Annotated in this window: 22 protein-coding genes; 14 read left to right on the top strand and 8 right to left on the bottom strand. The window is 44.7% G+C overall.

Annotated features, from left to right (window positions below; translation table 11 throughout):
* The first annotated feature begins 173 nt into the window (after window positions 1-173).
* Both AXE82_RS03385 and AXE82_RS03380 read left to right on the top strand, forming a co-directional pair.
* Complete coding sequence (locus tag AXE82_RS03385) at window positions 174-1061, top strand: threonine/serine exporter family protein (RefSeq protein ID WP_082741401.1); 888 nt, start codon at window positions 174-176, stop codon at window positions 1059-1061.
* 48 nt (window positions 1062-1109) lie between these two features.
* Entirely contained in the window at window positions 1110-1577 is a 468-nt protein-coding gene (locus AXE82_RS03380; RefSeq protein ID WP_062331433.1) for a threonine/serine exporter family protein, read from the top strand.
* Between the two features lie 42 nt (window positions 1578-1619).
* Here the strand turns inward: AXE82_RS03380 and AXE82_RS03375 are convergent, their stop codons facing one another.
* Window positions 1620-2087: an Lrp/AsnC family transcriptional regulator gene (locus AXE82_RS03375; protein WP_062331430.1), complete on the bottom strand. Its 468-nt coding sequence runs from the start codon at window positions 2085-2087 to the stop codon at window positions 1620-1622.
* 173 nt (window positions 2088-2260) lie between these two features.
* Between AXE82_RS03375 and rarD the strand changes: the two genes are divergently transcribed.
* Window positions 2261-3238, top strand: a complete 978-nt coding sequence (gene rarD / locus AXE82_RS03370; RefSeq protein WP_082741400.1) for an EamA family transporter RarD — start codon at window positions 2261-2263, stop codon at window positions 3236-3238.
* A 136-nt stretch (window positions 3239-3374) separates the two neighbouring features.
* Window positions 3375-3917, top strand: a complete 543-nt coding sequence (locus tag AXE82_RS03365) for a BLUF domain-containing protein (protein ID WP_062331427.1) — start codon at window positions 3375-3377, stop codon at window positions 3915-3917.
* 58 nt (window positions 3918-3975) lie between these two features.
* Here the strand turns inward: AXE82_RS03365 and AXE82_RS03360 are convergent, their stop codons facing one another.
* Together AXE82_RS03360 and AXE82_RS03355 are read right to left on the bottom strand one after the other, a co-directional pair.
* Window positions 3976-4542, bottom strand: coding sequence for a DNA-3-methyladenine glycosylase I (locus AXE82_RS03360; protein ID WP_082741399.1), 567 nt, complete (start codon window positions 4540-4542; stop codon window positions 3976-3978).
* 125 nt (window positions 4543-4667) lie between these two features.
* The gene (locus tag AXE82_RS03355) at window positions 4668-6017 is read right to left on the bottom strand and encodes an MFS transporter (RefSeq protein WP_406946758.1); all 1350 of its coding nucleotides are present in this window, start codon (window positions 6015-6017) and stop codon (window positions 4668-4670) included.
* Between the two features lie 208 nt (window positions 6018-6225).
* On the opposite strand from AXE82_RS03355, the gene AXE82_RS03350 reads away from it, so the two are divergent.
* The 3 genes from AXE82_RS03350 to gorA all read left to right on the top strand — a co-directional run bounded on the left by AXE82_RS03350 (window position 6226) and on the right by gorA (window position 10260).
* On the top strand, window positions 6226-7521 hold the full coding sequence (locus AXE82_RS03350) for an McrB family protein (RefSeq protein ID WP_197931407.1): 1296 nt from the start codon (window positions 6226-6228) through the stop codon (window positions 7519-7521).
* Window positions 7518-8756 carry a 5-methylcytosine restriction system specificity protein McrC gene (locus AXE82_RS03345; protein WP_062331419.1) on the top strand — a complete coding sequence of 413 codons (1239 nt, stop codon included), beginning with the start codon at window positions 7518-7520 and terminating at the stop codon, window positions 8754-8756. The genes AXE82_RS03350 and AXE82_RS03345 overlap by 4 nt, the downstream gene beginning before the upstream one ends.
* Window positions 8757-8889: 133 nt before the next feature.
* Complete coding sequence (gorA, locus tag AXE82_RS03340) at window positions 8890-10260, top strand: glutathione-disulfide reductase (protein WP_062331416.1); 1371 nt, start codon at window positions 8890-8892, stop codon at window positions 10258-10260.
* A gap of 96 nt (window positions 10261-10356) precedes the next feature.
* On the opposite strand, the gene AXE82_RS03335 is transcribed toward gorA, so the two are convergent.
* The 4 genes from AXE82_RS03335 to potA are packed head-to-tail and all read right to left on the bottom strand — an operon-like array spanning window position 10357 to window position 14430.
* Complete coding sequence (locus AXE82_RS03335; protein ID WP_062331411.1) at window positions 10357-11493, bottom strand: ABC transporter substrate-binding protein; 1137 nt, start codon at window positions 11491-11493, stop codon at window positions 10357-10359.
* A gap of 10 nt (window positions 11494-11503) precedes the next feature.
* Window positions 11504-12307: a spermidine/putrescine ABC transporter permease PotC gene (gene potC, locus AXE82_RS03330; RefSeq protein WP_197931408.1), complete on the bottom strand. Its 804-nt coding sequence runs from the start codon at window positions 12305-12307 to the stop codon at window positions 11504-11506.
* Window positions 12308-12317: 10 nt separating this feature from the next.
* Window positions 12318-13187: a spermidine/putrescine ABC transporter permease PotB gene (gene potB, locus AXE82_RS03325; protein ID WP_060995225.1), complete on the bottom strand. Its 870-nt coding sequence runs from the start codon at window positions 13185-13187 to the stop codon at window positions 12318-12320.
* Window positions 13188-13242: 55 nt separating this feature from the next.
* Entirely contained in the window at window positions 13243-14430 is a 1188-nt protein-coding gene (gene potA / locus AXE82_RS03320) for a spermidine/putrescine ABC transporter ATP-binding protein PotA (RefSeq protein WP_228140541.1), read from the bottom strand.
* 350 nt (window positions 14431-14780) lie between these two features.
* Here potA and AXE82_RS03315 point away from each other — a divergent pair, with 350 nt between their 5' ends.
* The 4 genes from AXE82_RS03315 to gloA all read left to right on the top strand — a co-directional run bounded on the left by AXE82_RS03315 (window position 14781) and on the right by gloA (window position 17930).
* Window positions 14781-15173 (top strand): hypothetical protein, encoded by a 393-nt coding sequence (locus AXE82_RS03315; RefSeq protein ID WP_062331409.1) that lies wholly within the window; start codon window positions 14781-14783, stop codon window positions 15171-15173.
* Window positions 15174-15251: 78 nt separating this feature from the next.
* Window positions 15252-16358, top strand: a complete 1107-nt coding sequence (locus AXE82_RS03310) for an RNA-guided endonuclease InsQ/TnpB family protein (RefSeq protein WP_062331406.1) — start codon at window positions 15252-15254, stop codon at window positions 16356-16358.
* 188 nt (window positions 16359-16546) lie between these two features.
* The gene (locus AXE82_RS03305; RefSeq protein ID WP_062331404.1) at window positions 16547-17188 is read left to right on the top strand and encodes a carbonic anhydrase; all 642 of its coding nucleotides are present in this window, start codon (window positions 16547-16549) and stop codon (window positions 17186-17188) included.
* 247 nt (window positions 17189-17435) lie between these two features.
* Window positions 17436-17930, top strand: a complete 495-nt coding sequence (gene gloA / locus AXE82_RS03300) for a lactoylglutathione lyase (RefSeq protein ID WP_062331401.1) — start codon at window positions 17436-17438, stop codon at window positions 17928-17930.
* A gap of 67 nt (window positions 17931-17997) precedes the next feature.
* Here the strand turns inward: gloA and hemF are convergent, their stop codons facing one another.
* Window positions 17998-18993 carry an oxygen-dependent coproporphyrinogen oxidase gene (gene hemF / locus AXE82_RS03295; protein ID WP_062334739.1) on the bottom strand — a complete coding sequence of 332 codons (996 nt, stop codon included), beginning with the start codon at window positions 18991-18993 and terminating at the stop codon, window positions 17998-18000.
* 352 nt (window positions 18994-19345) lie between these two features.
* On the opposite strand from hemF, the gene AXE82_RS12240 reads away from it, so the two are divergent.
* The 3 genes from AXE82_RS12240 to AXE82_RS03280 all read left to right on the top strand — a co-directional run bounded on the left by AXE82_RS12240 (window position 19346) and on the right by AXE82_RS03280 (window position 24507).
* Window positions 19346-19525, top strand: a complete 180-nt coding sequence (locus AXE82_RS12240) for a hypothetical protein (RefSeq protein WP_062331398.1) — start codon at window positions 19346-19348, stop codon at window positions 19523-19525.
* Between the two features lie 216 nt (window positions 19526-19741).
* A complete protein-coding gene (gene smc / locus AXE82_RS03285) occupies window positions 19742-23389 on the top strand; it encodes a chromosome segregation protein SMC (protein ID WP_062331395.1) in 3648 nt (1215 codons plus the stop codon).
* 158 nt (window positions 23390-23547) lie between these two features.
* On the top strand, window positions 23548-24507 hold the full coding sequence (locus AXE82_RS03280; RefSeq protein ID WP_062331391.1) for a cell division protein ZipA C-terminal FtsZ-binding domain-containing protein: 960 nt from the start codon (window positions 23548-23550) through the stop codon (window positions 24505-24507).
* Window positions 24508-24587 lie beyond the last annotated feature (80 nt).

Genomic DNA, 24587 nt, shown 5'->3' with positions numbered 1-24587 from the left:
AGTGGGTAGAATTTTTTTAAATAACGGGTGGTTTTCAACTTTTTGCTCATTTTCACTCGGCTTTTTCATCAACTTTTTAATCAACCTTTTAATCAATAAAGCAATACTGATTCGCCCTGATTTTATGCTGGTTTAATGCTAGAATGAGATATCAAGGTTGTTAAAATGATGCTATGACCGATACCTTTGCTGATGCCCTAGAAGCGCTTGATCCGCTGACACCTGAGCCTGCCAAGCTTTCGCCCCCGACAGAGCCGAAGCCTAGACGGCGGTTGCCGTATATGGCGTATGAACACCAGCAGCAAATCACCCGTCTGTGTGTGCGCTGTGGGCTGCTACTCATGCAATATGGGGCAGAGTCGGCAACGGTAACAGATTTGTGCCGCCGATTGGGGTTAGCGTTGGGGTTGGCTAGCGTGGAGTGTGGGATTGCCTATAATGGCTTGACCATCACCACAATTTATAATAACCGCTGTATTACCACCCTGCGCGCGTCAACTACCCATGCCATCAATGTCAATATCATTGTGCAAATTCAGCGAATTGTACTGGATTTGGAAAGTATGCCGGTGACGAGTACCCTAGAGCACGCGACCTATCGATTTGATGAGATTGATCGGGGCACTTATCCTGCCAAGATGGTCGCGCCGATGGTCGGTGTGGCGTGTGCCTGCTTTGCGTATTTGGCAGGGGGCGATATACTGGTGTGTTTGGTGACTTTTATTGCTAGTATGATGGGGTATTCGCTGCGGCTATGGCTGAGTAACCGCAACTTTAACCCCTTTATATCCGCGCTCATAGCGGCGTGTTTTGGCTCCATCTTCGCCAGCACCGCGCTGTTATTGGGGATTGGTAACGACCCGCATATTGCTATGGCATCAAGTGTGCTTTGGTTGGTTCCCAGTTTTCCTTTGATAAATTCGTTGTCGGATATGTTCAAAGGTTATATGAACATCGGTATCGGGCGCTTTATGTTTGTGATTATCTTGACGTTATCGAGCTGTATCGGCATCGTGTTGTCATTGCTATTACTAAATATCAGTCATTGGGGCGTGGGTTGATGAAAGCGTTTGATAAAATTCTATTGCCAATATTGGGTCGGGTGAAAAATGGCGATTGATGCGATTGCCTTGATACGCGCAGCAACTTTTGCTTGCTTGATGACGCTTGGCTGGACACTGCTTGTCAATGTGCCGCGCCGCTATATTTGGCAATGCTTATTGTTGACTGTGCTGGGTTACGGACTTAGAGAACTCTTAAAACAACTGTCAGTCAATTTGATACTAGCGACGTTTGTAGCAGCGGGTATTTCATCCTTTGTAGCAATTTATTTGGCAAAAAAATATTTACTCACCCCAAAGATGATTTTGGTGCCTGCCATGCTGTGTATGATGCCGGGGATTACCGCGTACAAAGCCATGATTAGCTTTGTACAGCTAGGCTACTATGGCTACAATCCACAAGTATTTGCCCAAATGATGGATTTTAGCTTCAATGCGATATTTGTGACCGCTGCGTTGGTGTTTGGCATTTCGTTACCGACGTCATTTTGGTATCGAACTAAGCCCATTGTTTGAGCCCATTGTTTGAGCCCATTGTCTGATGGCGCATTAATCTAACTAATCTAACTGGATTTTAGTGCCTACCTTAGAAAAATTCATCACAAATTGACTCTTAAAGCGTCGGACATTGTTTTCATAAGTTAAATTATCACGGGTAAAACGGTGATATTCCGCCATATTTTTGGCATGTACCAATAGCAAAAAGTCATAATCCCCTGAGATTTCATAGCAACTCATCACGTTAGGCAATCGGTTCATCAAACGCTCAAAGCCATGCTGCAGCGCGGTATTTTGTTTTTCCATTTCAATCAGCACAAACGCGCTTAAATCAAAGCCCAATTCGGTGGGGTTGACAATCACCACTTGCCGAGTAATCACCCCGGTCTCTGTCATCATTTGGATACGACGCTGACAGGTCGCTACTGATGCATGCACTTTTTCGGCGATGTTCTTAAGCGGTAGCGTCGCATCTTCTTGCAATAAGTTTAAAATACGTTTATCGATATCATCGATTTCATGAATCATAGCCATGTCCTTCTAAAAATGCATAATGATAAAAATTGAGAAAAATATAGCAAATTTATCTTATATTAATATTAAATTATCATAAATAAAGGTATTTTGAAATAATTTACCAAAAATAATTGTTATACTGCTTGCAATTTAACCGCAAAAGCAAAAATATAACAAGGTCAATTATGTCAGTCTCCAGCGTTTTATCACCATCGCCTATTGTTGTCCCCCCCAAGGCAACAACGCCACAGCCTGCCACCGCTGGCAAAAAGTTACGTTTTGGGGTGGTGCTGGCATTGATTTCTAATGTGTTGTTTGGCGTGCTGTATCTGTACAGTCACTGGCTTGCACCGTTGTCAGGCACGCAAGTTTTTTTGTGGCGCATGGTGGCGATGTGGTTTGGGTTGGTGGGGTTATTGGCTGTGACGCAAAGTTTTGGTCAACTCAAAGCATTTTTGATGGGATTAAACAAACAACAATGGGTTTTATTGCTGTTGCCGACACCGATTTTGGCAAGTCAGCTGTGGCTGTTTATGTGGGCGCCTATCAATGGACAGGCGGTCAATACCGCAATGGGGTATTTTTTGTTTCCCTTGATGATGGTACTGATTGGTTGTGTGGTGTTTAAAGAAACCTTAAATCGATTGCAGTGGGCGGCGATTATCGTTGCGGCAGCAGGGGTGGGATTGCAATTTTGGCTCGCGGGGAGCGTATCGTGGGCGACTGCATGGGTGTGTTTGACGTATCCGATTTATTATGGACTGCGCCGCTGGCAAGGGGTACCGGCGCTGATGGGGCTGTTTGTGGATTTGTCAGTGATTGCCCCGATTGCCCTAGGTTTTTTATTATGGCAAAACACGAGTGTATCGATAGTCACAGGGTCAATGACAATGGGGCTGTTAGTGATTGGGCTGGGTGTGATTAGTGCGCTTGCCATGCAGACCAATCTCAAAGCCAGTCAGGTGTTGCCGATGAACACCTTTGGTATGCTCAGTTATCTTGAACCTGCGCTGATGTTTTTATTGTCTATTTTTGTGCTGCATGAAGCTGTCAATGACACCATGATTGCCAGTTTTGCTTTGATTTGGGTAGGGGTGTTGCTGATGATTGTAAATGCAATACGAGCGTCCAAAAATAACCACTCAACCGCTATTTGTGACTAGGTAAGTTAATATTCTTGATTTAATGGATGGATTATTATGTAAGAAATTGTTAAAATTGCGCTAAACAAAAATTGTACAACGATAAAGACTGAGGTGCTGCTTGGGGCAAATTCATTATGTAACTTATGTGAGCCGCATGACGTTGAAAGCTGGCGTAACCCCTAGAACGCTGTCTGATATCATGACGGTGGCACAGCGTGAGAACCTTGTCCATCAAATTACCGGTTTTTTGTGCTTTGGTAATGGCTATTTTTTTCAGTACATTGAAGGCGAAAAATCAGCGATTGAGCAATTATTTGGTAACATTCAGCGTGATGGGCGCAACCGCGATGTCACGCTCAAGTCTAAAGGGGTGATCGAACAACGGCTGTTTCAAGATTGGCAAATGTTGATGGTCAATATCAATAACCCAGAAACGCATGAAGATGTTATCAATGCGTTTTTACCTATGTTGTCAGCTGGGTCAACAGCGGCGGCGGCTGATAAGTTTGTTGAGGTCATGCGGTCACAATATCATCGCCGTAGCTTGGTGGATTTTCAAAGCTATTCTCTCAAAAATGTCAGTCATTATGGGGTCAGTCTGCGCGGATTGCTCAAAGTGCATCAGCATTTTTTAGTGGTTCAAAGCATTTTACTGGTATTGATTTTGATTAGTTTTAGCCTATTTTGGGTGCTTTAGCATCGAGAAATCTGTGGCATCGAGAAATATGTTGTCCGCTGTCGACTATTAAACCTGCTTAGCGAAAATCACACGCCGCTACATGGTCATTCACCATGCCGACTGCTTGCATAAACGCATAGCAAATCGTCGAGCCCACAAATTTAAACCCGTCTTTTTTAAGCGCCTTTGACATGTTATCTGAACATTCAGTGTTGGTGGGGATATCAGCAAAGGTTTTTGGGTGGTTATCTTGCGGCATTTTTGCCAAGCCACTGGGCGACAAGTCCCAAAGGTAATCGCTAAAAGATTGCGTTTGGGTGATTTTTAGATAGCATTTGGCATTGTTGATGATGGCTTTGATTTTACCGCGGTGGCGAATAATGCCTGCATCGGTCATGAGACTATCGACCATGTCATCATCAAACTGCGCGATAATTGCAGGGTCAAAATCAGCAAATACTTGGTAATAACGCTCGCGTTTTTTGAGGATGGTAATCCAGCTGAGTCCCGCTTGCATGCCTTCTAAACACAACATGGCAAATAGATGACGGTCATCATAACTGGGCTTTCCCCATTCATTGTCGTGGTAAGCTTGATAAAGTGGGTCTGTGCCGCACCATTCACAGCGGTTATAGGCTTTCATCCTAGGTCTCATGGTATTAAAAATTTTATTATAACCGCCTTGGGCAAAAAAAACGCCAGCATTTGCCAGCGTTTTTTAGGTATCAGTTTTTAGTCTGTATTTTAGTCTATCTTCTAATCTATGTTTTAATCCATCAAATCGATATTTTTGGTTTCTTTAATTGAGAATAACGCAATGAGAGAAATCAAACCATTAATAACAATATATATAGCCACACCTTTCATGCCATATTGCTCATTGATTTTGATGGCATAAATCGCAGGAATCGATGCACCCACAATCGCCGCTAGATTGTAAGCCAGTGACGCACCTGAATACCGTACTTCAGTGGGGAACAGCTCTGGTAATAGCGCCGCCATTGGACCAAATGACATACCCATACATGCCATGCCCAAAATGAGGAAAATAAATACAGTCGTTGGTGTACCATTGCTGAGCAGCATTGGCATAAAGCAGGCAAACACCATACATAATATAGTCACGCCAATCAGCCATTTTTTACGACCGATTTTGTCAGCGCCAATCCCTGAGATACTGGTAAAAATACCAAACACAATCGCAGCCACCAATAAAAAGCCAGTAAAGGTATTTGGGGCAATACCTAACCCTGTTGGGAAGCCAAAAGAAGATAATTTTGCCGGGCTTTTTGAATAGGCTTGTACGAAGGCAGTCATGATATAAAAAATCACATAAGTCATTGACATCAAAAATGTGCCTTGCACCAGCGGACGCCAATATTGGGTAATGACTTTTGACACAGGGGCATTAACTTTTTTGCCTTCGGCTTCAGCGGTAAGGAATACATGGCTTTCATGCAGGCTTAAACGTACCCAAAGACCCACACCCACCAGCACGATTGAAATAAGAAACGGGATGCGCCATGCCCACTCGACCAAGGCATCTTTTCCTAAAAAATAACTGAGTAAAAAGAACACTAAGTTGGCTAAAAATAACCCAATCGGCGCGCCTAACTGCGGGAAAGTACCATACCAAGCACGTTTGCCTGCTGGCGCATTTTCGGTGGCGACCAAGGCAGCACCGCCCCATTCACCGCCAAGCCCAATCCCTTGACCCACACGAAGTAAACATAACAACAATGGGGCAATGACGCCTACTTGGGCATAAGTCGGTAGCAAACCAATCGCTACGGTTGATAAACCCATGGTGAGCAGAGAGGCCACCAAGGTTTTTTTACGACCAAGTTTATCACCAAAGTGACCAAATAACGCTGAACCGAAAGGACGGGCAATAAACGCCAATGCCAACGTCGAAAGCGAGTAAAGCATCGCCGCTTTTTCATCGGTTTTATCAAAAAACTGGGTATTAAAAATCAATACCGCCGCAGCGGCATAAATATAATAATCATAAAACTCAATAGCCGTACCAATCATGGATGCCACGGCGACCTTTTTTGGGTCATTGCGTAGCGCGATATGCTGATGATCAGGGTGCGCGGTTGAAGCGGTTGTCATGATGTCTGCCCTCCTTATATAATAAAAGTTTAAGCGAAAATTAAGATACATAAAATATTGGAATGAATTATAAATCATAATTTATCAAAAACTTGATAAAAATAGTTAAGGTGATGCAAAAATTTGGTTATTAATCGCTGATTTGATAAATTTCGTCAGCTTATCCATAATAAGCCACCACAAGATAGACATTAAAAATTAAAGGGTAACCATGATTCGTGAGCTAGCAAAAAATATTATCTATACGGGCGTAGCAGGGACAGGCAAGACCTACCAACTGCAACAAATCGCCAAACAATATACCGAGTTTTTGCCTACCGCCACACAAGACGATTTACTCAAAAATCTGGTCGAGCCGTTAAGCTGGCGGGAAGTGATTTGTTTGGTGTTGTTGGATGAAAAACAAAAAGGTAAAAGTTTGCTAAAAGTACCTGAATTGGTGCAATCGGCTATTTTTTTAGCGAAAGCGAGTTTAAAAGATAGAAAAGAAAATTTAAATCAAACGGCTTGGGGCACATTGATGATGTACAGTGATAAGAACTCAGTTCGTGTCAAATATCATCGAAGGGCTAGCCAATCGTATTTTGATAAAGACGATAGCAGTAATTGGTTTTTATTAGCAGACAGCTTACCGTTATTAACAGACTTGCAAAACAAACTCGATGATTACCAAGCGGCAATTCACAGCCAGTTTCAGCCCAACTATTTACAGCCAAAGCTAGAACGCTTTAGTTTTGTCAGTTTTCATCAAGCGTATGGGTATGAAGAATTTGTCGAAGGGATTCGTCCTCACATCGCGGATAATGGGCAGATGAGCTATCGCGTTGAGTCAGGGGCATTTCTTAGACTGTGTCAACAAGCCAAACATGACCCTAGCCACCGTTATGCCATGTTGATTGATGAAATCAACCGCGCCAATGTCGCCCGCGTGTTTGGGGAGTTGATGAGTTTGATTGAACCGAGTAAACGTGCAGGACAGACAGATAGCCTGTCGGTGAATTTGGCGTATTCGCGTCAGCCGTTTAGTGTGCCTAGCAATGTCGATATCTACGCCACCATGAACAGCCAAGATCATTCATTGGCGCCGCTCGATATGGCATTTCGCCGCCGTTTTGAATTTATTGAATATCAACCACAGCCACAGTTATTGGGTAAAGTGATGGCAAATGGGATGGAGATTGATTTAGCCAAATTGTTGACTGCACTCAATGAAAGAATCTCGCAAAATTTGGCAAAAGACAGCCAGTTAGGGCATAGTTTTTTGTGGGGTATTGATTCGCTGCACGCGTTAAGCGCTGCGTTTAGCCAATCCATCATCCCCCAAGTTGCCCAAGCCTGCCAGCACCATGGACAAATCCTGCAAGCAATCTTTGGGCAACGCTTTATTAGGCTAGTTGATAACAAAAAAGCAACTGGATTTATGGCGCAGCAAGCGGGTTTTGATATCCATACCCCGGCGCTTGATGACCCAAATAGCTATCTTGCAATCTATCAAAGCGCCCAATGAAAACCATCATCACGTTTGAACATAGTTACCTGACCGCGGCAGATTTTGACGATGGGCAAGATTTTGACTGGCTTATCGAGCAAAATTTTGACGTGTTTCGCATCGAGCGTAAACAGCAGCAGTGGCAACTCAAAGTGCGCCACTATATCGGTGTGATTGGGTTGCCCAGTGGCGGGCAAGTTGAGATTTTGCCAAAACTTGCACAAGCCCAAATCACCCATGCCGATGAAGTTGCCCAAACCCGTCAATGGGTGCAACAGATGCTGAAAGCAGTGTGGCAAGCCTTATTGCCCAAATCGTTAGCCAATCTAGCCAATCAACGACTCATTAATCCTCCAGCCCCCAATCCTCCACCAATCAATCATTCGCTATCGCTTAGCGAGTGGCTGCAAGCGTATTTTTGGCAGGGATTTGCGCAGTATGTGCCCAATCAGCAATATCAGCAATTTGAGCAAAATCAGCCCTATCTGCAGGGTAAATTACTCATCAAAGAGCAATTGCAGCATAACTGCCACCAGCCACATAAGTTTTATCATCAGAGTGAAAATTTTGTGATGGATACCGCTGGCAATTGCTTGGTGAAAACCACCATCGAGCGTGTGATTGGCAGCATGGCTAGCAGCCCATTGTCGAGCCCATTACTGCCGCAGTGGCAGGCAGTGGGTAGCGTTGCCAGAGACTTATACGACACCTTATTGTCTCAAGCGCTGCAAGAATTGACCGCGTTGCCCAGTCTGACTGCCCAGCGTAATTATAATTTTATCAGCTTTTGTTACGCGCTGCTGACGCTACAACAAGCGAGTAGCCAAGGGCAGTTTTTGACCCCAACTTGGCTGGTGAATATGCCATTTGCCTTTGAAAAATGGGTGGGCAGGAAAATCCAACAACAATTTGCCGCGCAGAATTTTGAGCTAGTTGAGCAAAAAAGACAGCCATTGACCGTGCAGCAAGGGTTAACCATCAAACCCGATATTTGGCTAAAGTCTGCCGATAAACTCATTATCGCCGATGTAAAATGGAAAAAAACGGCTACTTTTAACGACATAAGCTTGGCAGACATGTACCAACTACTTACCTACGCCAGTGAATTTGATGCCGACGAAGCCTGGCTGATTGTGCCAACGCTAGGCACGCAATTGCTGGCACAGCCGATTGAATTTTGTCAACCCAAAAAAACCCGATTTTATCTGATACCTTTTGCTGTGAGGCAAGGGTGTTTAAACCTTTTTCATTAAAATTATTCAAAAAAAAGCTAATTTGTTTTATTTTATCAATGAGAAAGGTGAGAATTAACAACTTTTCTAGCCGCCAAAACTTGGTAAAATAACCACATGTAACTTTGAAAATGACCAAAAAACAGGAAGAATTATGAGCAAACATTATGATTATATCGCGATTGGTGGTGGGTCAGGGGGCATTGCATCCATCAACCGTGCTGCCAGCTATGGTAAAAAATGTGCCTTGATTGAAGCCAAGCAGCTAGGCGGTACTTGCGTCAATGTGGGCTGTGTGCCCAAAAAAGTGATGTGGTATGGCGCCAATATGGCAGCAGCGATAAATCATTATGCGCCTGACTATGGCTTTGATTTGGATGTTAAACAATTTGATTTTGCCAAATTGGTACAAAGTCGCCAAGCTTATATCAGCCGTATTCATCAGTCGTACAACAATAGTCTTAAAAATAACCAAGTCGATGTGATTCATGGTTTTGCCAAATTTGCCGATAAACATACCGTTGAGGTATATAAAAATGACGGCACGGTAGAGACCATTACCGCTGACCATATTTTGCTAGCGATGGGCGGTCGACCTGTTCGCCCCGCGATTGAAGGGGCAGAGTTGGGTATTGACTCGGACGGTTTTTTTGACTTGACCGAATTACCACCACGGGTAGCGATTGTCGGTTCAGGCTATATCGGCGTTGAGATTGCAGGGGTGATGAACGCACTGGGCTCAAAAACCCATCTGATTGTGCGTAGCAAGCGGGTGCTCAAAAACTTTGATGCCGACATTGTCACCACGCTCACTCATATCATGCACGATGATGGCATTGAATTTCATTATGGAGTGCTACCACAACAAGTACGCAAAAACCAAGATGGCTCATTGAGCATTGAATTGTCAAACAATGAGACCTTGACGGTGGATTGTTTGATTTGGGCAACGGGTCGCGCACCTGCAACCGATAGCATCAATCTTGATAAAGCGGGCGTTGAAGTCAATGAGCAAGGCTTTGTTAAAGTCGATGCCTATCAAAATACCAATGTCGAAGGTATCTATGCCGTCGGCGACATCATCGAAAATGGTATTCAATTGACCCCAGTGGCGGTGGCAGCAGGTCGCAGACTATCTGAGCGCTTGTTTAACAACAAACCCAATGAGCATTTGGACTATAACCTAGTGCCGAGCGTGATTTTTAGCCATCCACCGATTGGTACTATAGGGCTAAGTGAAGAAGAGGCGGTCAAAGACTATGGCATCAATGCGGTTAAAGTCTATAAATCCAGTTTTACCCCGATGTATAGTGCAGTGACCAAGCACCGTGAGCCGTGTCACATGAAGCTGATTTGTGTGGGTGAGGAAGAAAAAGTGGTGGGCTTGCATGGTGTAGGTTTTGGCGTCGATGAGATGATTCAAGGTTTTGCTGTTGCTATCAAGATGGGCGCAACCAAACGTGACTTTGATAACACGGTGGCGATTCATCCGACTGGCTCAGAAGAGTTTGTCACCATGCGCTAAGCAGATTTTTAGGGTAAAAAAGCGGGCTTATGATTAAGCCCGCTTTTTTTTATAGTTGTTTTTTTATGGATGTTTTAATAACCGCTAGTTTAACAGTTACATATCCACTTTGAGCCTATCCCAATACTGCTGATATAGCGCCATTATCTCATCGCCTACGTCTTCACGGAACATGGCATGTTTTAGCAAATCAGCTGGCGGATACACAATCGGATTGTTGGCAAGCTCAGGTGGCATCTCTTTTTTTGCCGCCTCATTGGGCGAGCCGTAGCCAATTTCTTCGCTAATCATGGCAGCGTATTTGGGTCGCAAGATAAAATCGATAAACTTATGGGCGTTGTCGTTGTTTTTGGCATTTTTGGGGATGACCATGTTATCCATCCACATAATAGCGCCTTCTTTTGGATAGACAAAGTCGAGCTCTGGCATTCCTTGGTCTTGCGCCATGATGACTTCACCATTCCAAGCCAAGCCCAAGTAAGTTTCCCCTTCCATAAACGGCATGCGCGGTGCATCTGAGTTAAAGGTACGCACGTTTGGCATCAGCTTGGTGAGTTTTTCATAAGCCTGTTTGATGGCTTCAGGGTTTTTGGTACTGCCGTTATAGCCAAGGGTCAATAGACTCATGGTAAACACGTCACGGATGTCATTCATCAGCATGACACGCCCCTTGTACTCTGGCTTCCATAAGTCATTCCAGCTGCTCAAGCTTGCTTTAGCAATGCGTTTGGTATTGACGGCAATGCCTGATGAGCCCCACAGATAGGGGATACTAAACTTGTTTTCAGGGTCAAAAGGGGCATTGATAAAGGTTTTGCCCAGGTTGCCAAAATTGGTTAATTTGGCATGGTCAAGCGGCTCAAGCATCCCTTCTTTACGCATTTTGTCGACAAAATCCGTACCCGGAAATGCCACATCATACTCACCACTGCCATTCATCAGTTTGAGTTTGGCATACATGGCTTCGTTAGAATCAAAGGTGCTATAAATAACGTCAATACCTGTCTCTGCGGTAAAATCTTTAAGCACTTGGTCAGAGATATATTCCGTCCAGTTATAGACATTGACGACCTTGCTACCTTGATTGGCAGTAGGCGCGGCAGCGCTAGTCGCGGTTTCGCTCGCTTTTTGACAACCCGTTAAATTACTTGCCAGCCCCCCTGTTAAAACAGCGCTGCCAACACCCAAGCCATATCCTAAAAAACGTCTTCTATTGAGCATCCGAGATATCATATAAGTCTCCTTAACGTTTTTGGGTCGATGGTAGATTTATCGACTTTTTGGCAAGTAATAACTGCGAGATAATCAGACCCAGCAGCGAGATTACGAGCAAGATTGTGCCAACGGCATTGACTTCAGGTTTTACCCCAACACGCACCATCGAGTAAATCTGTAAGGGTAAAATCTCAAAGTCAGGTCCTGTATTGAACGTCGATACCACCACATCATCAAGTGATAGGGTAAAGGCAAGCACCCAGCCCGCCAAAATCGCAGGCAAAATAATCGGTACAAGCACGGTACGAATCATGGTAAATTCATTGGCACCCAAATCACGCGCCGCTTCCAATACGCGGGTGTCGAGGCTAGATAGACGTGCAGTCACCGTAATCACCACAAAGGGCAGACAAAAGGTAATGTGCGCAATTAGCAACGTCATAAAACCCAGCTGTATCCCCACAATCAAAAATAACGCCAATAGCGAAATCGCCAAGACAATCTCAGGCGACATCATCAGCACAAATAGCAAGCTTTGTAGTATCGATTTACCTTTAAAGTCATAACGCTGTAACGCTAACGCCGTCAAACCGCCAATCGCAGTAGAAATCGTCGCAGCCACTACCGCCAATATGACCGAATTGATGGCAGCTTGTACCATCGCGGCATTACTAAATAACTCGCTGTACCAATGGGTACTAAAACCGCCCCACTGATAACCGACTTTTGAGGCATTAAACGAGAAAATCACCATCACCGCAATCGGCGAGAACATCAGCAGATATACGATGGTCAAATACAGGCGAGACAACCATTTCATAGTATTAGACATAGCGTCCCCCTTATGCCACTTCGTTGTAGTCAGTTTTGCCAATGCGTTTACTACTGGCTCGATACGCCATAATCAGCAATGCCATGGCAAGCGTCAATAGCACGGACGCCGCGGCACCAAATGGCCAGTCACGGGCATCCAAAAACTGCGATTTGATGATATTGCCCACCAGCAAGTTACGTGAACCGCCCAAGATATCCGCCACATAAAACATGCCCATGGCAGGCAACAGCACCAGCAATACCCCTGAAATAATCCCTGGTGTAGTGAGCGGCAAAATCACGTGCCAAAAGGTTTGTAGCTTGTTAGCGCCCAAATCTTTGGATGCCAAAATATAATCGTCACGCAAATCCACAAATACCGCATACAGGGGCAGTACCATAAACGGAAACAGCAAATACACCAAACCGCCAATCACCGCTTTTTGGGTATATAAAATTTGCAGTGGCTCGTTGATAAGCCCAAGGTTAATCAGCAGGGTGCTGAGCAGACCATTGGCCGCCATAATGAGTTTCACCGCATACAGACGCACCAATGAGTTGGTCCAAAACGGAATCACGAGCAGTAACATCAATAATGACTGCCATTTTTTATCGGCTTTACTGACCAAGTAGGCAAATGGATAACCGAGCAGCAAACAGATAATCGTCGTCATCCCTGCCATCGACAGCGAATGCAAAAACACTTTTAAATAAAGCGGATCAATCAATCGAATATAGTTGCCCATGGTGACAGGCAGTGTTAAAAACTTATCTTCATCACGGGTCAAAAAACTGGCGGCAATCACCAAGATATTGGGAATCAGGGCAAAAATAATCAACCATGCCCAAATCACAAACAGGGTCGCACGCTGAAAGCCACGCCCGCCTTGTTTTGTCATAACAGGGGCAGGCGTGTTAGCAGCCGAAACGCTAGAGGTCGAAGGTGAAGTAGTATTATTCATCTGGCAAAATCCACTCCCAACCATCGACCCAGTCAATACGCACTTCTTGACCCAGTTTATAGTTAAAATTCGGATCGTCTTCGTTAAAGTACTCTGACGTTTTGACGATATTGCCGTTTTTTAATCGAATCACAGAATCTAGGGTACTGCCTTTGTAGGCACTGTCTACCACGTTGCCGATTAAGCCTTCATGAGCTTCATGGGTGTAGTACACGCGGATATCTTCAGGGCGCAGCAGTAAGTTGACATTTTGACCGACTTGCACGTCAAATTTTGGACGGGGCAATTCACGAATCGGATGAAAGCCGTCATTTTGCTCGACCACTTCCACTTTGATGGTGGCTGGGTTGACCTCTAGCACTTTACCTTTAAACAAATTGGTTTCGCCAATGAAGCTTGCGGTAAATAGATTGGCAGGCGATTCATAGATACCAATGGGCGTATCAATTTGCTGGAATACGCCGTTTTTCATGACGGCAATCCGGTCAGACATCGACAAGGCTTCTTGTTGGTCGTGGGTCACGAATACAAAAGTAATACCCAGTTCACGCTGCAAGCGTTTGAGTTCTGATTGCATTTGCTCACGTAGTTTGGCATCGAGCGCTGATAGAGGTTCATCAAGTAGCAGCATTTTTGGGCGATTCACCACGGCACGGGCGATGGCGATACGCTGCTGCTGACCCCCCGACAAATCTTGCGGACGGCGATTGATGGTATGGTCAAGTTGTACCATTGCCAGCGCTTCACGCACCCGCTGGTCGATTTCGGTTTTGGGTACGCCTTTAAGTTTTAGTCCATAAGCGATATTGTCGTACACATTCATGTGCGGAAACAGGGCATACTGCTGAAACACCGTATTAATCGGACGTTTTTCCGCAGGTAAGCCTGCAATATCAACCCCTTCTAACTGCAAACTACCGGCATTGGGCAGCTCAAACCCGCCAATCAAGCGTAGCAGGGTAGTTTTGCCGCAGCCAGAAGGCCCTAGCAGCGTCAAAAACTCCCCGTCATAAATATCTAGATTAATATTTTGCAAAATTTGGGTATCGCCATAAGATTTGGATAAATGACGGATTTGTAGTAGTACCGGTTTTTGGTTGGTCGGCTGGGCGCTATCAGGCATATCTGATGGTGCGTTTAGGGTGGTTTGTGGCGTTGATGCGGACGTTGATGCAGACATAGGCACAATCTCACGGCAAGGCTAAAATAGCGGGCTAAAATGGCATATTTATGTAGGGTCAAAGCGCAATCAGCATGACAACATAAATACAGAGTTTTTCGATAGTTTCACCTGTGAAAATACAGTTAAAAGTTGCGTTCAGTATAACGGCTAAAATTAAAAAATGTTACTGAAAATTGACCTGCTGTTCATAAAATTTTAGTGGATAATAAGAGGTTGATTTGGCACAAATAAGCAACGTAACTTTTTACCAAAGCCATTAAAATAGCAAGCTTGAGCGACTTTTATGTGATGATAATTTAGCCAGTGAATGATTGAAGATTACCTATTGAAAATTTAAGAGACACGCCATGCCTAACAAAAAAAAGCCTCAAGACCCAACGACTGAAACAACAAATGCCCAAACAACAACCACTCAAGCAGGTGCAAACAATACGGCTTCTCAAACCACGGCTAAAAAAATACCCGCAAAAAAACCAGCCGCTAAAGAAACAGCGACCAAAAAAATAGCAACACACGCAACAGCCGCGCTGCCCATCGCTATTGCTTTGCCCAAATCCTTACAGCATGCTCAGTGTGTGGATTTGACGCGCCATCGCTACCAAGGCAAGCTTCTAAGCCAAGCAGATAGTATTGCACTTGGCAAACAGCAGCGTAAGGCGTACCCATTAAAAACCTTGGCTGCCATCAGCCAACGTCCGAATTCCATCGACGCGCTCAGTCTTTATCAGCCGTTGCCGTAAAACCACCGACTTTAGGCGGTGGATATAAGGCAACTTGTACACTATAACGCTTGCATAAATTTTGCTAAAATAATTTGCATGAAAACACTCAAGCTACGCATACGAGATAAACACACAGCAAAGCTTAACCGCCTAAGTGGTTTGGTTAATTTCGTATGGAACTACGTTAATGCGTTAAGCTATGAGCATCTTAAGCGTACTGGCAAGTTCTTTTCAGCCTACGACCTAAACGAATACACCAAAGGTAGCGGTGAGTTACTTGGTTTACATTCTCAAACTATCCAAGCCATCAATGAAACCCACGCCAAATCGCGTCGCCAATTCAAAAAAGCCAAACTAAACTGGCGAACCAACAACCCAAATTCAAAACGTAAATCATTAGGCTGGCTACCGTTTAAACAATCTGCCATCAAACACATCGCCACACACCAAACAGGTAAAAAAGGCTTAAAATCCACCTTACAGCTTAGTTTAGCCAAAGGGCAAAAGCTAATCATCGACCTATGGGACAGCTACAACCTTAGCCTATACCAAATCAACACATGCGAATTGGTACAAGACAGCCGTAACCGTTGGTATGCCTGTATCACCGTCAAAGACTACCCCAAGACACAATGCGGTACAGGCAGTGTAGGCATTGACTTAGGGCTTAAAGACAGTGCTACCGCCTCAAATGGCGACAAACTCACCATCAAGCAAACGCTCAAATATGCTAAAGCGTTAGCCATTGCTCAACGAGCTAAAAACAAACAGCGTGTCAAAGCGATTCATGCCAAAATCAAAAACACACGCCAAGACCTCATCCATAAATTCACCACCCAATTAGTTAAAGATAATGCGCTAATCGTGGTCGGTGATATTCAGAGTAATCAATTTAATAGTAAAAAAGGCAAACTCGCCAAATCGGTTTACGATGCAGGCTGGTTTGAACTCAAACGACAATTGACCTATAAATGCGAGAACGCAGGTTGCCGTTTTGAAATCGTGAATGAGAAATACACTACCCAAACTTGCTCGTGTTGCGGTCAATTTGACCGCAATAGTCCGAAAGGTAGAGCAGGCTTGCGAATAAGAGAATGGACTTGTGCGAAGTGTGGCACATGGCATGATAGAGATATTAATGCCAGTCGGAACATTCTTGCGGTCGGGCTTGGCCGTCTGGGAGCAGGAATCCCCGAACGATAGGGAGGGGAGGAAGTCAAGAACCAAATAGCCGATGGGCATATTGCTGTGGCAGGCGATGAGGTATTATAGTAGCTATAGAACCATCTTAAAAAAATTTTGAGTTTTAAAAAGTTTAAAATGATAAAAAATATCGCGTTTTATATCATCAAAAATTTCGTTATTATCACAGGGTGAAAGGAGAAAACCAAATGCCAAACAGTCACTTACCGCGTCCAGAAACTGCCGAGCAAGCGCTCGAGATGCTCAAACAAGGCAACGCACGATTCGTAGAGAATGTGCAAAACCCCCAATCAACCTTGCTAGCGTCTAATGCGCTCACCCACGTGCATGAACCGTTTGCGATTATTTTGGGTTGTTCTGATGCGCGCGTCCCCGCTGAGATTGTCTTTGATCAAGGTTTGGGTGATTTATTCGTCATTCGTGTAGCAGGCAACGTGGTCGCGCCGTCTCAGATTGGCTCGGTTGAGTTTGCCGCTGAGAAATTCGGTACCAAGTTAGTCGTGGTGTTGGGTCATTCCCATTGCGGCGCGGTGACGGCTTGTGTGGAGACACTGATCAATCCTGATCAGCAGTTTTCGCCCAATTTACGTTCGATTGTTGACCGTATCCGTCCCAGTGTTTACAACTTGCATGAAATTTATACCGCCAATGGACAAGACATTGACGAGCAAGAGTTGATTAATCGAGGCATTAAAGCCAACGTGCGTATGTCAGTCACCCAGCTCAAACACGGCTCTCGTATTCTTGAAGATGCGGTTAATAATGGTAGCTTAATTATTGTTGGGGCAGTGTATGATTTGGACACCGGTAAAGTGACTTTTATTGAGTAGCGAGTATTGAATAGCGAATATTGAATAGTAAATAGCGAATTGAGCAACTTACCTAAGCGTAATGTTATGAGCAATGATTTTATAAGCAATGATGTTATGAGAAATAAGGGCTATATTTTTATCCAAAAGTTAATTAAAATTAAACAGTATTGAATTTTTGGCAAATTCTCGCTATTAATGAACTTTAGTCAACATCTTTTTCTTTTAAGGTTTTTTCTTTTAGAGGCATATTACAATAAGGATCACTATGTCAAACTTGTCCGCTACCAATGGGTTTGTCTTTAATCACACCATGCTTAGGGTGAAAGACCCGCAAGTGTCTTTGGCTTTTTATCAAGATGTATTAGGCATGACGCTACTACAAACCAAACGCTACCCACAAGCGGAATTTGATTTGTATTTTTTGGCAAAGCTCACCGATGAACAGGTGGCAAATTTGCCAACCGATACCGCCGCGCTAGCAGCATTCACCTTTAGTCAGCCAGGGGTGCTAGAATTGACCCATAATTATGGCACTGAGTCTGATGCAGAGTTTCACTATCATAGTGGCAATAGCGAACCACAAGGATTTGGGCATATTTGTTTTGCCGTGCCAAATTTGCAAGAAGCGGTTGCTTGGTTTGAGCAACATCAAGTCACCTTCAAAAAACGCCCTGAAGAAGGCATGATGAAAGATATTGCCTTCATCTTGGATCCAGATGGTTACTGGATAGAAATCGTACAACCAAACTTAATGGGTTAATCGCCCATTAAAAAAAGGGCAACTGTGATTGCCCTTTTTTATTGTTTTTTATTAAGATTGCGTTTTGTTAAGCCTTGAGATTTAGCCAATCTCTGGGTTTTAGATAAAAATCCGTAAGTTCAAATTCAGGCGTTCCTGCCAGAGGCTCATAACCATATTCCCAGCCAGTGAGCGGCGGCAGACTGACCAAAATCGACTCAATGCGCCCGTTTGATTGCAAGCCAAACAAAGTACCGCGGTCATACACCAGATTGTATTCGACATAGCGACCGCGACGGTACAACTGAAAATTACGCTGCGGCTCGCTATAGCGCGTGTGTTTGCGTTTCTCAAAAATCGGGAGAATACCTTTAAGATAGCCGTCACCTACCGCCTGCATAAAGGCAAAGCACTTATCAAAATCCCAACCCATGCTAAGCGTGTTCAAATCATCATAAAACAAGCCGCCGATGCCGCGTTGTTCGTTACGATGCTTTAAATAAAAATACTCATCGCACCACGTCTTAAACTTGGGATAAACGTCTGCCCCAAACGGCGCGCACAAATCATGACACACTTGGTGCCAATGCACACAGTCTTCCATCACGGGATAAAACGGCGTCAAATCAAAGCCCCCACCAAACCACCAAATCGGCTCGTAGCCTTCTTTTTCTGCGATAAACATGCGCACGTTGGCATGACTGGTTGGCACGTTGGGATTGGTCGGATGAATCACCAGCGAGACACCGAGTGCTTGTGCTTGGCGACCGGCAAGTTCAGGGTGGCGAGCGGTGGCGGTGGCTGGCAGATGGTTGATAACAATGTGGCTAAACATCACCCCGCCTTTTTCAATCACTTTGCCACCTTGGAGTACATTGGAGCGACCACCGCCCAAATTTTGATGGGTGCCTTGCTCAGTGGGTCTTTCCCAAACATCGGCGACAAATTTGGCATTACTGGCACCTTCAGCATATAGATTAAAGCCGCCAGTGGCTTCTTGGTGTTCTAGCGCTTGGCAAATACGGTCTTGTAAATCAAGTAAATAAGCGCGAACGGCTTGAACATTGGGTGAGGAGAGCAGCATAGACATAGCAATAGTTCTTTTAAAAATTTTTAGCGATTAAATTTTAGTGGTTAATTTTTAATGGTTGATTTTTAATAATCATTGTAGCACACAATGGCGTGGGTAAAATTTAGTGTATTGACTGATGATACGCATAAATATTTACATAAAACCCTTAAAAAAAATCGTCACAGCCGCTATCCAAACGGTCAGAAAACGCATAAAATGCCATGACGTCTTGATAAAATTAAGTTGAGATTTTATAAACTGATTAGCTCAGTGATACTGATTGATATAGTTATTGGGATCGTATAGTTATCAGACTATTAAGTTATCAGATGGATGATTACATTAACCGTTTTTGGAGAAAGCTATGAATAAATTATTAATCGCATTAGTGACGGTCATCAGCCTTGTGGGTTGTGGTAAGAAAGAAGAAGCCAAGACTGAAACCACCACCACGACAACCACCACCACAACAGCGTCTGTACCTGCCAATACCGCAACTGCAACGGCGAATACCGCGACTGCTACTGCGTCACCGGCAAAATAATATTAACCAACAGCCTATAAAACCGCTAAGCCACTTAGCGGTTTTTTTTATGCTTTTTTTTATGCCATGGCAGATTTATCAGTTTAAGGGCTTAGCAGGTTTAGTCTGATTTGTGTGTACCCAGTTAGCATAGATCAAGTCAGCATAGATTTAATGAATAATCGCTAAAAATTTGCTAAAATAAGCGCCTTTTTTTGATACCTACACTTTAGCAACATGCGGTTAAAACAGCTCAAACTGGCAGGCTTTAAATCTTTTGCCAATCCTACAACGTTTCATTTCCCCAAAACCATCACCGCGATTGTCGGGCCCAACGGCTGCGGCAAATCCAATGTGATTGATGCCATCCGCTGGGTGCTCGGTGAATCCTCCGCCAAGCAGCTTCGTGGCGGCGCGATGAGTGATGTCATCTTTGCAGGCACAGAAGACAAGTCCGCCAAAAGCTTGGCAAGCGTAGAATTGGTATTTGAACATACCCGCGGCGAAGATGGTAGCAGCGGCATCCACCACGCGCTCAATCTGTATCAAGAATTATCGGTACGTCGGCAAATCAATAAAGAAGGCAAATCCGATTACTTTATCAATGGCACCAAAGTGCGTCGCCGCGATGTGGTCGATATTTTTTTGGGCACAGGTCTTGGCGCCCGCTCGTATGCGGTGATTGAGCAGGGTATGATAGGGCGCATCATTGATGCCAATGCGCTGCAGCTACGAGAGTTTATCGAAGAGGCGTCGGGCGTGTCGCGCTACCAAAGCCGGCGTGATGACACCCAAAAACAGCTCGATACCGCAAGCGATAATTTGGCGCGGCTACATGATATGGTCAGCGAACTGACCAGCCAACAAAAACGCCTAGAAAAACAAGCCAAAACAGCACAACAAGCCCAGCAATGGCAACAAGCGCAGCAAGCAATCAGTGAGCAGCTACTCATTGATGACTATGGGCAGGCATGGCAAAAACAGCAAACACTCGCGGCAGATTTTCAAGCGATGCGTGAGCGCGTGGATGCCCAGCAAGTATTGATTGAAGGATTAATCGAGCAGCAGCAACTTGCCCAGCAGGCTCTGACTGAGCAACAGCAGACTCTACAGACCCAGCAAAATCTTGCTAAGGATTATTGGCAGCAGCAGCATGAAACCCAAAGTCTACTGAAACAAGCTGAGCAAGCCCTTGCCAATGACCAACAACGCCTGAATATCCTCAATGTTGAGCTGGGTCGTTTTGCCAAGTATCAACAAGAATTGCAAGCACAAAAACAGCAAGCACAAATGCGTATTGAAGGCTTGCCCAACCAGCTTGAACAGCTCACCGCACAGTTGCAGCAATTGCGTGAGGAGCAAGATGATTGCAAACAGCAGCGTGAGCACATTGCGAAAAATTTAGTGGCATTAAATAAGCAAAAGCAAGACGTAGAAAAAAATCTTGCCGTCAGTGAAAATGCCCTCAAACACCATGCCAGCCAGCAACAGCGCCAACAACAGCGCCAAAGCGAACATGACAAAGCCGTATTGGCATGGCAGACTGCTAAGGCCGCATTTGACCAGCAATTTGCAGCGTTTGAGAATAACGAACTAGATACGCAAATGACGAGACTCAGTGATGAGATTGAACGTCTTGAAGCCAATATCATCGCCCGTCAAGAATCTATCGCTGACCAAGCCGATGAAGTTGACAGCTTAACCCGTCAGCATCGCCAAGCTGAGCAGCAGTACCAAGCGTGGCAAACCGAGCAAGCGACACTCCAAAATTTGCTAGCACAACAAGAAACTGCCCTTGCCCAAGTTATCCACCAGTCAGCCAATCAAGAACACACTAGCAGTTTGCCAAAACTTATCAGTCAACTGCAATTGACCGAAACAGGTAAGGGGTATGCCAATATTTTTGATACCCTAGTTACGGTATTTGCCAAATGGTCTATCGCGGCTGACCAAGATTTTGCCCAAATTATCCATGACCATGCAGTGTTTATTGATAATCAATCAACTTTAGCTAACATCTCGAAAAATCACCCAGCGAACAGTCAGCTAATAGAAGGTTGTTTGCCACTGTCTGCTTTGATTGCGGCGCCCAATCTGGCTATTTTTCAGCAGGTTTGGATCAGTGCGACGCCGCTTGACTGGGCAGAGGTGCAGGATAAAGGGCTGCTCGATAGCTTGCCAACAGGCGATTGGTTGCTGGTGCAGACCTCAGCGCAACAGCTGATACTTTGTAATCAGCAGCTGCTGATTAACCTAAGCCATTTGTTGCAAGCTGAGGGTCAGCAGGTTATCAGTTTTAGCCAGCAGTTGATGAATGAAGCCCGTATTGGGCAGCTCGATGAACACTTAGCGCAGCAACAACCGCAACTGCAGCGTCTAGCCAATCGCTTGCAACAAGCGAAGGTTAGTCTGCAAGAATGGCAAGCGCAAGACCGAACCGCGCGTAATCAACTGCTAAGCCTAACCCAGCAACAACAGCAATGCCAGCAACAAAAACTACAACAGCAGTATCGCTATCAATCCGCACTCGATAAACTTACGCAAGATAAAAAACGCCTCGACAGTGATAGCGAGCGTCTACAACAAGAGGGGCAAGATTTTGCTGACAAATTGCAGCAAGAGCAACAGCGGTTTTATGAGCTAAGCAAGACGCTTTCGCATTTACAACCGCAATTACAGCAGCAAATCAGCGAGCGCCAGTCACTCGATGAGCGCTTAAACCAGTTTGCCAGTCAGCAGCGCGAGCTAGAACAACAACAAAATCGCATCACCCAAACACTGGCAACCGGACAATTGCAAATCACCGCAAGTGAGCAGCAACTTGCCAAAGCTTTGCAAGACCAAGCAAGATTCACCAGTGAGCAGCAGCTGCTGAGTCATAAAATTAGCGAGCAGCAGGCACGCTTGCCGCAGCTACAACAACAACTCGCGGTGGACTCGACGCAACTACAAACCGCCAATGACAGCGTTACCCAATTGACAATCACCTTGAAAACCATGGAAACCAAGGTGCAGCAAGCGCAATTGGCTGTGCAAGAGTCTCAGCAGCAGTTGAGCCAACTACAACAGCAATATCACACCACCGACACCGCATGGGCACTAGCAAAACAAAACGTGGCATTGATTGGTGAGCAATTGACTAGTCGCAAAATCGCCGTACCAAAAACTGACGACATTGAGTTACTGGGTAGCCCCAAACGCGAACAACTACAACGACAACTCGAGCAGTTAGCATCACAGCTGCTTAATCTTGGGGCAGTCAATCATGCCGCGGTGGCTGAGCTCAGCGAAGTGAACAGCCGCTTAGCGCCCCTTGCTGAGCAAATCTCGGATTTGACCGCCAGTATTGATAAGTTGCAACTTGCTATCCAGCAGATTGACAGTCAAACCAAACAGCTTTTTATGGATATGTTGACCCAAGTCAATATCGATCTTAACAAGCTATTTACCCAAGTATTTGGTGGCGGGCAAGCTAAGCTGGTGTTATCAGACCATACCAATGACAAAGATGGCAGCGGCAAAGGCTGGCAGTCAGGGCTAGAGCTTATGGCACAGCCGAAAGGCAAAAAGAACAGCCGTCTGGCACTGTTGTCGGGCGGTGAGAAAACCTTGACTGCGTTAAGTTTAATCTTTGCCATTTTTAAACAGCAGCCCGCGCCATTTTGTGTGCTCGATGAAGTCGATGCGCCGCTCGATGATGCCAATGTCGCGCGCTTTACCCGCTTAATTGAGCAGCTTGCCAAAGACGTACAGTTTGTTTTTATCAGTCATAACAAACTTGCCATGCAAATTGCCGATGAGCTCAAAGGTGTGACCATGCCAACGGCGGGCGTGTCCAAGTTGGTCAGTGTCGATATGACTGAGGTGGAATCTTATTTGGCATAAGCGATTTTCACCTGTCAAATACGCAAAAAGTCAAGCCTTGTCACGGTTTTTTCTAGCTGATTTTATGAAGTCATGATAGTATAACGGCAAAAATACCGATGTAAAAATTTTTACACTACAAACAGGGTCGTTATCGTCTTTCTCAAAGGTCGTTGTTTATGTCTATCACTCAGCTTATTCTTATCATTCTAGCGGTTGTTGCTATCGTTTGGGGTATTTACACGCTACTAAAATCCATTCGTCAAAAAAACCAAGATGTATTAGCGACTGACGCGATTGAACATGACAAAGATGGTCTACCTATTATTCCACGCCATCAGCGTCCTGAGCCCCAAGAAAGCCAGTTATTTAAAGCGGAAATTACATCCGACAATCCTAAAGGCGAAGTAAAGCTAAGCGCGGACGATACCGAGTTACACCTAGACAACTATCCAGCCAATGGCGGTTTTGCCAATGCCAATGCCAATGCCAATGCTACTAAATCTGCCAACGACAAATTATTGGCAGAAACCCATACATTTGTGGAAAACGAAAACGACGCTTTTAGCATGCTTGCCAATGCCACAGAGACTATCACCCCGGTCGTGCATACTTTCGATGAAAATCAGCTAAAAAAAGACAGCTTTACCGATAACAGCCCAATTTTGGACACCCATATCCAAGCGCAAATTGACGAAGAACAAAACAGCCCACTCAATAACGCCATTCAAAATATCAACATCAGTATTTTTCCCAATCAGCAGTTTGTCGACATTAAAGGCGATTATTTGTTAGAGCTGATTGACAAATATGGCTTGAAGTTTGGTGCGATGAATATGTTCCACCGCTACGAAAACAAAGACGGTACAGGCTTATTGTGGTTTAGTCTGATGATGATTGACAATGAGGGTATTTCACCTTTCGATCTCAATCGACTACCGACGCAAACCATGAAAGGCTTGGTATTATTTTTATCACTACCACACCCACGCCCTGTTCAAGGCTTTGATAGCATGATGAGCATCGCAGGATTGCTTGCCAATGATTTAAATGCCACCGTGTATGACGACACAGGCGAGCCGATTAACAAAGAAAACACCCAAGCCATGCGCGAGCTTGCCATTAATTTTGGTCGATAGATTTTACTAAAATAAAAAAAGGTACTCCTCGTGAGTGCCTTTTTTTATTGTAAAAAGTTTTATTATCAAAAGCTTTATGG

Origin of the sequence: Moraxella osloensis, from assembly GCF_001553955.1 — a bacterium.
In the GTDB taxonomy this organism is placed as follows: domain Bacteria; phylum Pseudomonadota; class Gammaproteobacteria; order Pseudomonadales; family Moraxellaceae; genus Faucicola; species Faucicola osloensis.
Note: the sequence above shows the minus strand (reverse complement) of the source record. Positions and strands in the feature narration are given on the sequence as shown.